Source organism: Komagataeibacter sucrofermentans DSM 15973 (assembly GCF_040581405.1).
Classification (GTDB): Bacteria; Pseudomonadota; Alphaproteobacteria; order Acetobacterales; family Acetobacteraceae; genus Komagataeibacter; species Komagataeibacter sucrofermentans.
In genome coordinates this window covers 132,036-146,008 of record NZ_CP137158.1, presented here as the reverse complement: position 1 = coordinate 146,008, position 13,973 = coordinate 132,036, and the positions used below count along the sequence as shown (strand labels likewise).

The 13,973-nt window shown below is 55.4% G+C and carries 13 protein-coding genes; 5 read left to right on the top strand and 8 right to left on the bottom strand.

Going from position 1 to position 13,973, the window contains the following annotated elements; all coding sequences use genetic code 11:
- Nucleotides 1-36: 36 nt before the first annotated feature.
- Together R5N89_RS14695 and R5N89_RS14690 are read right to left on the bottom strand one after the other, a co-directional pair.
- Nucleotides 37-1,407 carry an NAD-dependent succinate-semialdehyde dehydrogenase gene (locus R5N89_RS14695; RefSeq protein ID WP_102325882.1) on the bottom strand — a complete coding sequence of 457 codons (1,371 nt, stop codon included), beginning with the start codon at nt 1,405-1,407 and terminating at the stop codon, nt 37-39.
- Nucleotides 1,408-1,423: 16 nt separating this feature from the next.
- On the bottom strand, nt 1,424-2,548 hold the full coding sequence (locus R5N89_RS14690; protein ID WP_053323966.1) for an alkene reductase: 1,125 nt from the start codon (nt 2,546-2,548) through the stop codon (nt 1,424-1,426).
- A gap of 115 nt (nt 2,549-2,663) precedes the next feature.
- Here R5N89_RS14690 and R5N89_RS14685 point away from each other — a divergent pair, with 115 nt between their 5' ends.
- The 4 genes from R5N89_RS14685 to R5N89_RS14670 all read left to right on the top strand — a co-directional run bounded on the left by R5N89_RS14685 (nt 2,664) and on the right by R5N89_RS14670 (nt 4,625).
- Nucleotides 2,664-3,026, top strand: a complete 363-nt coding sequence (locus R5N89_RS14685) for a helix-turn-helix domain-containing protein (protein ID WP_025811845.1) — start codon at nt 2,664-2,666, stop codon at nt 3,024-3,026.
- A gap of 259 nt (nt 3,027-3,285) precedes the next feature.
- Nucleotides 3,286-3,486, top strand: coding sequence for a type II toxin-antitoxin system CcdA family antitoxin (locus R5N89_RS14680; RefSeq protein ID WP_010510340.1), 201 nt, complete (start codon nt 3,286-3,288; stop codon nt 3,484-3,486).
- Nucleotides 3,487-3,792, top strand: a complete 306-nt coding sequence (locus tag R5N89_RS14675) for a CcdB family protein (RefSeq protein ID WP_053323965.1) — start codon at nt 3,487-3,489, stop codon at nt 3,790-3,792. It begins immediately after the preceding gene.
- Nucleotides 3,793-3,971: 179 nt separating this feature from the next.
- Entirely contained in the window at nt 3,972-4,625 is a 654-nt protein-coding gene (locus R5N89_RS14670) for a GNAT family N-acetyltransferase (protein WP_053323964.1), read from the top strand.
- 231 nt (nt 4,626-4,856) lie between these two features.
- On the opposite strand, the gene R5N89_RS14665 is transcribed toward R5N89_RS14670, so the two are convergent.
- From R5N89_RS14665 to R5N89_RS14645, 5 genes are read right to left on the bottom strand one after another with little or no spacing between them, the layout of a single operon-like run.
- The gene (locus R5N89_RS14665; protein ID WP_354680718.1) at nt 4,857-5,186 is read right to left on the bottom strand and encodes a hypothetical protein; all 330 of its coding nucleotides are present in this window, start codon (nt 5,184-5,186) and stop codon (nt 4,857-4,859) included.
- Nucleotides 5,183-8,317, bottom strand: a complete 3,135-nt coding sequence (locus R5N89_RS14660) for an efflux RND transporter permease subunit (protein WP_014106912.1) — start codon at nt 8,315-8,317, stop codon at nt 5,183-5,185. The genes R5N89_RS14665 and R5N89_RS14660 overlap by 4 nt, the downstream gene beginning before the upstream one ends.
- Nucleotides 8,317-9,351 carry an efflux RND transporter periplasmic adaptor subunit gene (locus R5N89_RS14655; RefSeq protein WP_014106911.1) on the bottom strand — a complete coding sequence of 345 codons (1,035 nt, stop codon included), beginning with the start codon at nt 9,349-9,351 and terminating at the stop codon, nt 8,317-8,319. Before R5N89_RS14655 ends, R5N89_RS14660 begins: the two co-directional genes overlap by 1 nt.
- Nucleotides 9,348-10,790: a TolC family protein gene (locus tag R5N89_RS14650; RefSeq protein ID WP_208624740.1), complete on the bottom strand. Its 1,443-nt coding sequence runs from the start codon at nt 10,788-10,790 to the stop codon at nt 9,348-9,350. The genes R5N89_RS14655 and R5N89_RS14650 overlap by 4 nt, the downstream gene beginning before the upstream one ends.
- Entirely contained in the window at nt 10,783-11,433 is a 651-nt protein-coding gene (locus tag R5N89_RS14645) for a cation transporter (protein ID WP_014106909.1), read from the bottom strand. Before R5N89_RS14645 ends, R5N89_RS14650 begins: the two co-directional genes overlap by 8 nt.
- A 73-nt stretch (nt 11,434-11,506) precedes the next feature.
- Here R5N89_RS14645 and R5N89_RS14640 point away from each other — a divergent pair, with 73 nt between their 5' ends.
- Entirely contained in the window at nt 11,507-11,905 is a 399-nt protein-coding gene (locus R5N89_RS14640; RefSeq protein ID WP_014106908.1) for a helix-turn-helix domain-containing protein, read from the top strand.
- A gap of 338 nt (nt 11,906-12,243) precedes the next feature.
- Here the strand turns inward: R5N89_RS14640 and R5N89_RS14635 are convergent, their stop codons facing one another.
- Entirely contained in the window at nt 12,244-13,689 is a 1,446-nt protein-coding gene (locus R5N89_RS14635; protein WP_110570191.1) for a tyrosine-type recombinase/integrase, read from the bottom strand.
- Between the last annotated feature and the right edge of the window lie 284 nt (nt 13,690-13,973).

The window sequence follows — 13,973 nt, the reverse complement described above, 5'->3', positions numbered from 1 at the left end:
TTTAATCCGGGACAGAAAGCGGTGTTTGCCTAATCTTCAGGCAACGCGGATCAGCTTGCGGTTGATGAACTCCTCAATGCCCAGGAAGGACAGTTCGCGGCCAAAGCCTGAATTCTTGATCCCGCCAAAGGGCAATTCGGGTGCTGCGGCCGTGGCCGTGTTGATGAACATCATGCCGGTTTCGACCGCTTCGGCCACTCGTTCCGCCCGGCTTAGGTCATGCGAGAACACGGAACCGCCAAGGCCATAGGGGGAATCATTGGCCAGTTCGATGGCTTCATGTTCGGATGCAACCTTGTGCACGACGGCAACGGGGCCGAAAATCTCCTGATAGAAGACCGGGTTGTCCTTTGACACGTTGGTCAGGATGGTCGGTTCCATGAAGAAGCCCTTGCGGTCCATCCTCTTGCCGCCAGCAACCAGCGTTGCCCCCGCCTTGACCGCTTCGTCGGTCTGCGCCAGTGCGGTGTCGAGTGCCTTCTTGCTGCTCATCGGGCCATGGGTCGTGTCTTCGGCCAGCGGATCGCCGATACGGAACTGCGTGATCGCCGTTTTCAGACCCGCGAGGAAGGCGTCATAAACCTTCTCATGCACGATCATCCGCTTGGCCGCCGTGCAGACCTGCCCGTTATTGGCGAACCGGCCCCATGTCGCCCATTTTACGGCAAGTTCAAGGTCCGCGTCATCCAGCACGATGAAGGCATCACTACCGCCAAGTTCCATCGTGTCTTTCTTCAGCGCCGCCCCCGCTTCGGCCGCGACCGTCTGGCCCGCGCGTTCGCTGCCGGTCAGGGCGACGCCACGAATACGAAAATCCTTGATCAGTTCAGCCGACTGGTCATTGTCGAGGAAGATGTTGGTATAGACGCCCACAGGCGCACCCGCGTCATGGAACAGCTTTTCAAAGGCCAGCGCGCATTGCGGCACGTTGGGCGCGTGCTTGGCGATGACCACGTTGCCCGCCATCAGGTTCGGCCCGGCCACGCGGGCAAGCTGGTAATAGGGAAAGTTCCACGGCTCGATGCAGTAGATCAGGCCAAGCGGCTGGTTGATGATCTTCGCATGGCCTTCCTTGACCTTCAGATGCGTGGGGGCAAGGAACTCTGCCGCACCATCGGCATAGAAGGACAGGATATCGGCGGTGATGTCGATTTCCTCCAGCGCGTCAGGCAGCGCCTTGCCCATTTCGGTCGCGATCAGGCGCGCATGCGCCACGCGGTCTCGACGCAGCAGGTCGGCGGCCTTTGACATGATGACCTTGCGGGCGGCGATGTCGCGCTTTTTCCAGTCGGTCTTCCACACATGGTCCGCGCGATCGACAATCGCCTTCATCTGCGCAGCGGTATGCAGTTCGAACGTGCGTTCCACGGTTTCTGTGGTCGGGTTGAGGGTCTGGTAAAAACTCATTGGTCCGTTTCCCTGTTTATTGGTTATGGAAAGGGTAGTCGGTGTAGCCATGCGCCCCGCCGCCATACATCGTCGCCGGGTCCAGCGGATTGAGCGGCCAGCTATGTTCCAGCCGTGCAGGCAGGTCCGGATTGGCGATGAACTTCCGACCAAAGCCGATCATATCCGCCCATCCATGGCCCAGCACATGCTGTGCCTTGTGCAGGTCGTAGCGGCCCGCGCACAGGATGCGGCCGCCAAAGATGTCGCGCACGCTGGCGCGGAAGGTATCCGGCATTTCGGGCGCGTTGTTCCAGTCGGCCTCGGCCAGCGAGACATAGGCAATGCCGACTTCCGCCAGCACGCGCACGGCTGCGGTGTAGGTCTCCGCCGGATTGTCCTCCAGCAGGCCGAGATACACGCGCTCTTCCGTGGTCGTGCCGAACAGCGGGGAAAACCGCACGCCCATCCTGTCAGGCGTGACGACGGCGGAGACGGCCTCGACCACCTCGCGCAGGAAGCGCAGGCGGTTGGACAGGCTGCCGCCATAGGCATCGGTGCGGAAATTGGCCCGTTCGGAGATGAACTGGTTGATCAGGTAGCCATTGGCGGCGTGGATCTCCACGCCATCGAAGCCAGCGGACAGCGCGTTACGCGCCGCCTGTGCATACATCTCCACTAGTTCATGGATTTCAGGAATAGACAGTGCGCGCGGCATGTCGGGTGGCACCAGCTTTCCCGTGCCCGGCCCCGTGGGGATGAACACGTTGATACCCGTTGCCGCAACCGCCGACGGGGCGATCGGTGCCTCATGACCGGGCTGCAATGCGCGGTGGGACACCCGGCCGACATGCCACAACTGCGCAAAGATGGGTCGCCGCTTTGCGTGCACTGCATCAGTGACCAGTTTCCAGCCCGCGACCTGTTCAGGGGAGTAGATGCCCGGTGTCCAGGCATAGCCCTGTCCGCGGGGTTCGATCTGCGTGCCTTCGGTAATCAGGAAACCCGCCTGCGTGCGCTGTGCGTAATATTCGGCCATCAGCGCGTTGGGAATATCGCCGGGCTGGGTGCTGCGGCAGCGTGTCAGTGGCGGCAGGAAGATCCGGTTTTCAAGGGACAGGTCGCCCAGTCGCACGGGAGCGAATAAAGAAGATGGAGACATAATCAACCTTGTTTACAAATGCAGGCCATCCGTCCGGCCCGCATGTAAACATTGACCCAGCCTGCGGTGTGCGCAAGAACGCACATAAACCGCCACTAGTGTCAGGAATGATACCATGCCCCGCATCCGTCACACCACGCTGGCCTGCAGCCCCGGCTGCACGGTGGAAGCTACGCTCGAACTGTTTGGGGGCAAGTGGAAGGCGCTGATCTTGTATCACCTGTTCGAGGACGGGGTGCTGCGGTTCGGCGAACTGCGCCGCCGCCTGCCCAATGTCACGCAGCGGATGCTGACCAACCAGTTGCGCGAACTTGAGGCGGATGGTCTGGTGTCACGGACTGTTTTTCCCGAGGTGCCCCCACATGTGGAATATGCCCTGACCGAGTTGGGCAAGACGCTGAAGCCGGTCATTCAGGCGCTCAAGACATGGGGAGATCGCTATGCCCATTCTGTCCAGCGGAACACAGCCGCTGATTGAGGTTAACGGCTAAGCGTTATGGATAGTTTCTGCAGCAACCTGCCTGTCTGCTCAGTGATGCAGGAGCAGACAGGCAGCAGTCGCTTTCATGTGGGTCATAAGAAAAGCTGTCGAGGCCTTCCGAAAGCGGTCATACCGTTGCGCAAAAATATGGGCATACAAATGCACATAAACATGTGCTATATCTTGGCCACCAGTCTATAGGAGCAAAGCTATGGTTCGCGTGCATTCCGGCACTCCATCACGTCGCCCCACAAATGTGACGCTACCCGTTCAGTTGCTCGAAGAAGCCAAGTCATTAGATCTCAATATATCGCAGGCCTGCGAGCAGGGGCTTAAGTCAGCGATCGCGTCGATCCGTGCTCAGCAATGGCTGGCAGACAATCGCGCTTCCCTCGAAGCTTCACGGCAATATGTTGAAGAGAACGGGCTTCCCCTGGCGGACTATCGGAACTTCTAAGTGGCCCGTTTTGATGTGTATCGTCTGGCCGGACGGGGAGAAGCACGTTTCGTTCTGGATGTGCAGGCAGATCTTCTGGATGCTCTGGGTACCCGTGTCGTTGTTCCGCTGCTGCCGCAGGGAACCGCACCAAAGCCTGCAAAGAGGCTGAACCCGGTGTTTATGGTTGACGGTTGTCCCTTTGTCATGATGACGCAGTTTATGGCCGCAGTTCCTGACCGTGATCTGAAGAAGATCATTGCTTCATTGTCGCTTTGCCAGGACGAAATTACTCAGGCGCTCGATCTGCTTCTCACAGGTTTCTGAAACGCGACGGTGGTCGGCTTATGCCTTCATTTCGGACATTGAGGTCATTCCAGATAAACCAGAAAGCAGATATTCGTGATGGTGACTTCTCTTGAAAAAATGGATTCAATTCTGAAGGGAGCCCAAAGAGATGTAAAGATTGGGAGATCAATAGAACGTCAACTAATGACTGCCTTGAAATGAAGGATACTATGATAGGTGCTTTCAGTGATGCGGTCCTGACCATTTTCGATCGCGATGAAGTCTCCGTTCTCCTCACCCAGGCTTTTTTTGACAATCCGGCCCATGTTTTCCTCTATCCCGATGCCGTAACCCGGCGCGCGCGCCTGATGTGGCTGATGAAGGCGAACCTTGGCGTCCAGTTCGCGCTGGGACGGAGTTTTGCGGCGCGTGACCATAGGGAAAGGGTTGCCGCCATGGGGTTCTGGCACCCACCCGGCTCTCCTGAAGCATCTCCTGCTCTGTTGGCACGTCATGGCCTTCTGGCATTGCCCTTCCGCCATGGGCTGGAGACCTTTCGATGCACGTTGAAAGTCATCAACATGATCGAGGCCCGGCGGAAAGCATGCCTGAATGGGCACCCAAGTTGGTATCTCAATAATATGGTTGTTCGTTCCGATTGCCAGGGGCGCGGGTTGGGTTCCAGCATATTGCGGCGCGAACTGTCATACGTAGTGGATACATCCCCATTCCCGGCATCACTTGTTACCCAGAAACCACAAAACGTGATCTTCTATGAGAAGCTGGGATTTCAGGTGACGAACGACGAACCCATTGCCATCAATGGCCGTAGCTTCCCGAACTGGATCATGGTCAGACAGAAACCGCGCTGATTTCCGATCATCGGAGATCTCCGTCGATAATGACTCCAGTGTACGTTTGCTCTTGAGCGACCATTCAATGCCTCCTTCCTCTGTAAACAGCCTTCCTGCTCAATGAATGGCAGCAGACAGGCTGTAGTCGCCCTCATGTCGGACATAAAAGTGGGTTGGCTCGCCTTTCGCATAGCGGACATAGTCCGCGCAGTCCCCCGCTATCACTTGGAGCCGAGAGTGGGGTGATCGTTATGGGAAATAACCAGCAAGAATACAGGCGCTTAGGTTGGCCGTAGCAAGACCGCCCAAAGCCACTGGGCAGGGAGCATAAATCATTTGGATTGGGCAACGATACTTTCGGTTTTCGGCCTTGACACGATGATGTTCGGTGCGGGTGGCAATCCAGATTTTCTGGACAGCGTCAAGATTCATGAAGGCAATTCCGAACCCAACCAGAAGGTCGAGCCAGACCGAATGGTGGCCGAGCGTGATACGGAAGCAGTTTTCATTCTGGGTTCTATTGGCATATCGGACATAATCTTCAAGTAGTTCGGTGCAGCAGTGGCCCATACCTGTCACTTGAACAAGGTTTCCGGAACTCCCGTTTCGTTTTCAGAAAAATTACCAAATTTGACAGCAAGAATAGGCAAAACAAACAGGTTAAGTATCATTGATGTCATGAGCCCTCCAAGAATGACAGCTGCCATAGGTCCTTCGATTTCCCGCCCAGGCGCATTCATATCAACAGCCAGAGGCGCCAGTCCAAGCGCCGTAACGAGCGATGTCATGAGTACGGGGACGACGCGGTCTCTGGCCCCCCGGAGCGCTGTTGTTACTCCCCATGTGAGATCTTCCCGCTCGACCAAAGCCTCAAAATGCGAAATCATCATCACCGAATTCCGAAGCGTAATCCCGAATAGTGTAACGAAGCCGACTGTTGCCCCCAGAGTTAGCGTTGTGCCGGAAACAATGATTGTCAGAATGCCGCCCACAAATGCGAAGGGAAGATTGACGAGTATCAGAGCGAGATTGCGCCATCCTTGTGTGATTATTGAGAGCAGAATCATGACCGCTATGGCAGCGAGCCCGGAATTTATAAACAGTTCCCTGCGTGATTGTGATTCAGCTTCCGCTGCGGATGTAAACTGAACGTAGGCTCCAAGAGGCAGTTTGATATTTTTTGCTATAGCCGTGCGTGCGTCCTGAACGAAAGATTGAGCTGATCGTCCTGTAACATTTGCGGTGACAGTCTGTGTTCTCTGTGCTCCCAGATGTGACACCTGATAGCGACCGTTCGTCTCATATATGTCCGCAACAGCGCGGAGTGGTACGTAGTTTCCGTGAACAGTATGCAGTGGCAGGGAACCGACAGACGCAACATCATTACGACTTGCGTCATCAAGACGAACCATAACATTAAAAGCCGCAGAACGCTCGTATATCTGCCCCACGGTTTCACCCTGCCAGGCTGTATGGATGGATCGGAGTACATCCGCCGACCGAAGCCCCCAGCGCTCCAGATCAGCAGGGCGTAGCTGAATAGCAAGTTCCGGAACACCAGGAGGTGCTTCTATCCGGACATCTGTTGCGCCATGTATCTGATGCAACATGCGGACAATATTATTTGCCTGGATATCCAATACATCCAGATCATCGCCAATAATATTGATTGCCACAGCCGAAGACGAACCAGAAAGGGTTTCGTTTACGCGCATCGTCAAAAAACTACTGACAGAAAAACTGGCCCCAACGAACCCGTCAAGCGCTTTGCGAACGCGGGCATCAATCTGTCGGGAAGCCTTCCCATCCACCTGATTCAAATCAACCTCAAACTCGCTGGTATGTGGTCCATACGTGTCCTCATCCAGCGAGGCGCGTCCGACTCTCTGAGCAACCGAACGGATTTCGGGAAGCTGACGAAGTTTTTCTGTAACCTGTCTGCCTAATTTCAGAGACTGTTCCAGGGAAGTCCCCGGAACTGCCGTCATATGAATGATAAGGTGGCCTTCCTTGAAATCGGGAATGAAATCGCTTTCAAGGAATGGAAGGGCCGCAAACCCTATCAAGGTGGTCAGGATCATCCCGCCTATAACAAATCGGGGATGGCGCATTAATCTGGCCAGAAGACGTTCATAAGCTCTGGCGGTCCATCCTGCCAGGGGGGGCTCTCTCCGGATTTCTCCAGGCGTCGCCAAGAGCCATGCGCAGAGTGCAGGTACAACGGTTACAGCAGCGGCAAGAGAAGCCATGACCGCAAGAACATAAGCTGTTGCCAGTGGAGCAAACAGTCGTCCCGAAAGTCCGGGAAGGGCGATGACAGGCAAGAAAACGATAATGACAGCAAAGGTCGCGTAAACCACTGCACTGCGGACTTCAACGCACGCATCGAGTACGACGCGCGCTGTAGATGCGGGCTGGACCAGAAGCCGGTTTTCACGCAATCGGCGTGTAACATTTTCGACCCCGATCACGGCGTCATCCACAACCTCGCCGATGGCAATAGCAAGGCCCCCCAAGGTCATGGCATTCAAAGTAACCCCGAGTGTCTCCAGCAACGACAGGGCTATCAGAATAGCCAAAGGTATGGTGGCGCAACAGATTGCAGCGGTTCGCAGGTCAAAAAGGAAAAGAAAGATTACGACAACCACCAGAAAACCGCCCAGAAGCAATGCTCGTGTGGCATTCCCCAATGCGGTCGTAATGAAATTGGCGGGTCGGAACAGGTCAGCATGCAATGTAATCCCCTGTCCCTGCAATTGCGGGCGGAAATCGGTAAGTGCCGCCTCGATTTCCCGGGTCACGGCCATTGTATTGGCACCGTACTGTTCCCATATATTAACTACAATGCCTGTCTTTCCCTCGATACTGGCCGCACCGAAGGCAGGAATAGGGGCTTCAGTTACAGTGGCAATGCTGCCCAGTGTGACAGCACCATTATCAGAGCGGACAATCACAGTGCGGGCCAGACTTTCTGGCGTCAGGGCCTGACCGTCAGACTGAAGAACGACTCTTTGGTTCGGGGTATCAATAAAGCCGGCCCCCTGTATGCCAGTCGCTTCCTGGGCAGCCGCAAGGACGTCATCGAGTCCGATATGATGCAAGATGAGTTGGTCTGGATGTACCTGTATCTGGAGTGACCGACGCTCCCCGCCAAACACGCTGACTCCAGCCACACCAGGCAACGCCAGCAGACGCGGCCTTAATGACCAGTCAGCAAGCGTGCGCAACTGCATAAAGGACTGTTGTTCCGACGTCAGACCGATCACCAGTACCAGACCGGCGGATGAGGTCAGTGGCGTCATAGTCGGAGCATGAACACCGGCTGGCAATTGCTGTGCAACAACATTCATTTGTTCCCCGACCAGTTGCCGGGCTCGATAAATATCGGTCGATGTCGCAAACAGGACGTTGACGACTGACAGTCCCTGAATCGAAGTCGATTGCACGCGCTGAATACCCGGGAGGCCGGTCAGGGCAATTTCCATTGGGCGACTAACCAATGTTTCGACCTGTTCCGGCGTGAAACCAGCGGCTTCGGTCTGGATCGTGACCCGTGGCGGAATGAATTCCGGAAACACATCATAGCTGGCATGTCTCAAGCCATACAGGCCATAGAAGAACAACAGACATGCGGTTGCGATAACCACGCCCCGGAAGCGGATCGAAAACCCGATAATAGCTGCCTGAAGGCTGAAAGAACGTCCCGTCATCAGTCGTCATCGTCTCCTGATTCAAGCTGAGCTCGGAATTCTTCAGACAGAAGTAATTGCGTACCCTCTATGACGATTTGCGTTTCGTGTGTGATTTGTCCTGGAGTATCTTGGATCAGGTAGCCACCTTCTCGGTCCGGCACGTCGGTCGTAAGGGGTAAGCGTGTAAATTTTCCGTGTCCGTTATCACGGTATATCCACGACTTACCTTGCAGCCAGATAATAGCTGATGCAGGTATCCGGATACCGGGACGTTCCTCTTCGGTAGGCAGGAGAACGGAAACATTCATGCCCGCGACAAGCTGACTTTCAGCCGACGCAAAATAGAAAAAGCTACGCCCCTGAATAGCAGGATCGGTCATGGTTACAGGAGACAAATAGTGGAGCATTGTCCCGTGTCCACCCGTGTTTCCATAATCGGTCACATCCGCCTGACTTGGTGGGGTTGGTAGATCCGTATCTGGTGGAAGGGTCACCTTGACCAAGACCACTTGTTGTTGAAGTAACTGTGTAATGAAAATTGTATTTTTTTCGGTAGCGTCAGATATGACCGAACCAAATTGCTGTCTGATAATATTAAGTGCGTTATTTACCAGGACCTGTTCTGCTTTTACCATAGCTGAATTGGACTGAAATCTAGCTGTTGTCTCCTGGAATTGTTCCTGAGAGATATTCTGCCGATCGCGATACAGTCCTTTGTCACGATCGAGTTTCGCACGGGCAAGCGTCTGCTGTGCCTGCATGCTCTCCAGCCGCGCTTTCATGTCAGCATAATTACTAACAAGAGTGATAAGTTGTGTTGCGTTCAGAACGTAACCATAGGCGGGAACCAGCTTTCTCCAAGGCACGATGCTGGGTCGTGCAGAAGCAATGCCGCTCTTCGTAACTGCTTCCGGGGAGACCGTCACGGTCGCCTCTGCACCAAGAACCGAAACTGGTTGATCATCATCATCTGCAATGGCAATGTCTGTCCCGTTTAGAACTAGGAAGACAGAAAGACCTGCAAGAGGCAGCCAGAAGGCCCTCGCTTTCATGGTGAATTCCTGTGGTTATTTTCAAGTAGGCCGGAAGCCTGCGCGGCATTGGTGTGATCAAAAATGGGCTGCTGCATGCCATCTTCGATCTGACCTATGGCTTGCCGTTGCTGAATTTCTGCTTCAAGAAGAGCGGTCTCCGCTTGAATCTGCTCTATATGAGTCATAACCATCGTTGGTCGGTCGATTGCACCTGACTGAAGGCGGTGCTGCATCTGGTTCAGCCTTACCCGTACGGTTTTGGCAAGTTCTTCCGCCTGTAGCAGAATTGATGTCGTGCCGCGGTAATTGGCCGTAGCCTGCGAGATGGACTTAAACACCGTGTTCTCTGCACGCCGGAGACGAGCCGCCGCCTCATGCTCCTGCCCAACAGCTTCAGCTATGGGGCCTTCGTTCTGATTGAAAATCGGAATTTGCAGAGAGGGATTTACCTCAAAGCGATTTGAAATATCCCAGTTATAGGCGGGACTGATGGTGACATCGGGATAGCGTCGAGAAACTTCGACCCGTAGAGCCTGTCGGGCGGCGTCATAAGACGCAAGAAGTTCCCGCAGATCCGCGCGTTGCATTACGGCTTGGTATCTCATGTCCTGTGAATCGCGGTATTCTATGAGGTCGGGACAGACATCAAATGCTTTTGTATCAAGAGCAATGGAATCAAGTGCTTCGGCAGGAACCCCGATTGCTCCTGCCAGAGCTGCCTTACGGACGGCATACTCGCGCCGCAGATCACTGACAGACAACTCGGCATGGATCATTTCCGTCCGTACCTGCGATATTTCGAAAGCGGATGCTCGTCCCTGATCAAAACGTGCCTGTTCCAGGGTAAAGAGTTCGCGTTTAGCTGCCGCAGTCTCTTCCACAAGCTTGAGGCGCCCGGATACAGCCCAGACGCCGAGAAGAGCAGACCGCGTGTCGCTGCGTAGTTTCCATGCAGTATTGATGACTTCCCATTGCGCGACCGCAGCCCGATATCTGGCTTCTTTGATACGGTGATAACGCCTGCCGAAAAATTCGATCAGTATTGACGCGCCGTAGCCGACGTAATGAGCCGATGGGCCACCCAGCACCGTGAAACTGGGATTGGGCAGTTGACCGGCTGTCTTGATTCCAGCGCGAGCCGTTTCCAGTTCAGCTTTAGCTACAAGGATATCGGGATGAAAATACAAGGTAGCAAGCGTCAGGCGAGTGATGCCCCATGCGTTTTCCTGACTCGATACGTTTGGTCCGAGAACTTTTGTAATGAATTCTTGCAATCCGGCATCCGTAAATTGACGGCTGGAAAATTTCTGGACATCTGATTCCGGCGAAATATTTGAGTGACCACTATTTGTGCAGCCACAGAGCAGGGGAAAAATCAGGAGAATGAATGCCGCATTATAGCGTGTTCGTCTCCTTACCTTCTTAATATATTCTAGAGTATTATATGATTTATACATTGATATGTCGTGATATATCTGATTTTTTATCTGTTAGTTCTACTTTCGATTGTCGCATAATCTGCACACCTCCACTAATACCAAGCATCGCAAGGATGGAAGCTACCGCAATATCCGGCCACGCAGAACGAGTGCCAAACACGCCCAGAGCTGCCAGCACAACGGCAACATTTCCGATCGCATCATTACGAGAGCAGATCCATACGGAACGGCGGTTGGCATCACCTTTCCGATGTGTCCATAATATGAGGGCACAGGCTAGATTGACCGCGAGGGCAAGCAGACCAATGCCGCCCATTGCGTCTGGGTGAGGCGGATGGTTGCTGTTCATTACCATCCACCCAGCATTGGCCATTACCCATATCCCAGCCACGAACAGGGTCAGGCCTTTCAGAAAGGCCGCGCCAGCTCGCCATCGCAATGCCATTCCGGCAACACTGAGGCTTATTGCGTAGTTGGCGCTGTCGCCAAGGAAATCAATCGCGTCCGCCTGTAAGGATGCAGATCCAACCGACACGCCAGCCCCAGCTTCAACGGCAAACATGCTGGCATTGAGAAAAAGCGCGATCAGGAGCGCTCTCCGCCATGATTTATTGATTGGTAGCGGCGTATCTGTGCATCCACCACAGCATCCTCCTGCCATCCAGCGCCTCCCTGACGAATCATCTGTTTTAATGTATGCTGCCTGTAGCAACTACAGGGTCAAGAGGCAGGGAATGCGATCGATTGGCGCCTTGGGAAAGGCAACGAATACCAAAGTCGAGACGATCCGCTATTATGAACGGATCGGACTGCTGGCTCCGCCACAGCGGACCGATGGCAATTATCGCGTTTATGATGATGCGGCGCTCGCGAGACTGTCTTTTATTCGTCGATCCCGTGATCTGGGTTTTTCATTAGATCAGGTAAGAGTTCTATTATCCCTAACGGATCAGGGAACCCAGGATTGTAAGACAGTTGATAGAATTGCTCGTGACCATATGGCAGAGATTGAGCACAAAATTGCGGATCTCAAGGCATTGCGTCATGAACTTTCTACGATAATAAAATCATGCCGGGGAGGTAATATTTCAGAATGCCGAATTATTGAAGCACTTTCTCCGTTTGATAATTAGTTCTCCTGACTTTTTTCGCAGCTAGTCGATTCTGTATTTGATGGGAAGATTACCCGAAATAATTATACGGCCTCATCCTCACGTGTCAGAATCTGAAAAATCCTCATGGGAAATTCAAGGACTATACGTGCTCCCATGGTGGCAGTTTATGATCAGGCCAGTTCTGAAGCAGACATTCTGCTGCCCCCCCAAGTCAGACGTTCCAGTCCGGCGGTTCATGCGGGGAGAAATTATCTTCGAATAAGGCTGGCATGATCTATGAAGCAGATATGTCTACTGGTGCGTCTTCACATGTGAAGGCGAGTGGAGGCGTTCTGGAAAATGGGGTCAAGACAGGCTCAGAATCTTGACCTTCCCGGATGCCGGGCCTTGATGCTGGCTTCGTCGATATAGGTCTCGACGACCTGAAGGCTTTTGTGCCGCGAGAAGCGCTTCAGTTCCAGGAGATCATACCCGTCCTTTGCGCCCGTGGTGATGGCGCCGCGGCGCAGGCTGTGTCCGCCAAAGTCCCCCTCAAGGTGAGTGTCGCCGCAGCGTTTACGGATGATGTCCGTGACCGCCCGGTCCGACAGGGCGTGCGGCCCGATCCTGGGCGGGGTTCCGACGGGCGTGGCGCCTGCCCTGTAGCCCCGCGCGGACCAGATGCGCCGGAAGACCGGACCTTCCGTGATCCCGGCCTGCCGGAGCCAGGTCTCGTATGCCAGAACCGGGCAGTTCCGGGTCAGGCCCCGCGGGATGCCGATCAGAGTACCCTTGCGCTGGGGATCGCCCTTGGACCGGCCCAGCCGGATCTGCATGCCATCCTCGTCCACCGTGATGTCGTCCACCTTCAGTGCCGCAAGCTCGGAGCGTCGGAACGCGCCGGCAAAACCGAGCAGGAGAATGGCCCGGTCCCGCGCACCGACCAGATCATGGGGACTGATGGCCTCGACGACCCGGACCAGCCTGTCCCAGGTGAGCGCGGTTTTCTGGCGGGGCAGGGTCTCCTTTGCCTCCCGCCGGATGCCGGCAAGCGTTGCGGTCACCATCGGGTGGGCGGTGGGTACGGCAATCTGCGCCAGGTGGTGCAGGTAACGCAGGGCGGCCCGATGCAGGTCGATGGTGCTGGTCCTGCGGCCCTGCAGCGCCATGTCGGCCAGATAGGCGGCAACGTCCTCGCTACGGGCCGGCAGGGCGGGCAGGGCATGACCGGCAGCCCAGCGACACCAGGACCGCACGGCGGCGCGATAGGTGCGTAGTGTGTTCTCGGCCTTGCTGCGATGCATATAGGCATCGGCCGCCTGACGGGCCGTAGCCAGGCGGCCATCATGTTCGGGTACGGGCTGGGCCGAGACGACAGAAAACCATTGCGCGACGGCAGCAGCTGGCTGGCCGACGGGCGCAGGAGGCGCTGTGTCTGCCGTCCCGGGACAGGAGCCTACGGGCTGGAGCGGCCGGAACCAGGCCAGGAAACAGGGGGTGCCATCATCGATTTCCAGTCCGACGACCAGTTCGAACCCCGATGGGATATCGGCTACATGGTCCTGAGCCATCTGCTGGGCCGCCGACGCATACGGCACGTTCTGGGCGAGGGGGGTATCCGGAGAATAGCTACCGTCCGGCTGTTCGATGCCCGCCAGAAGCAGGGGCAGGGGCGGGGTGAACCGCGCGGTCGAGAGGATTTCGCGCCAGCGCGCCGGGTCCTGTGTCTCGGCCAGACGCTGCCGTGTCAGGGGGTCAACGCGGGTATGCAGCGCGGCCTGCGCCTGCCCGCTGGCGCCAAGGATCCGGACATCGCTCAGCATGGCAGGCTTGCCCGCGCGTATGCTCCCTGGCCGTCACCTGGGCAGCAGGGGAGGGGTACGCAGACAGGCTTGGGGAAAAGGCTCTGGAGCAGGCGCATTTCGGGATTCTAGCAGGCATTTTGGAATTTTTCATCTACTTCCGACAAGATAACTTATCGGAAGTAAGAGTTTGATCAGTCGGATTTTGCCTGGCGGGGAGGGGAGGAGCAGAAAGTCCAGGAAACCGCGCCTTTCGGGATCAATCGGGTGTTTTTTTGTTCTCCAGAACTCGTTAACATGATACG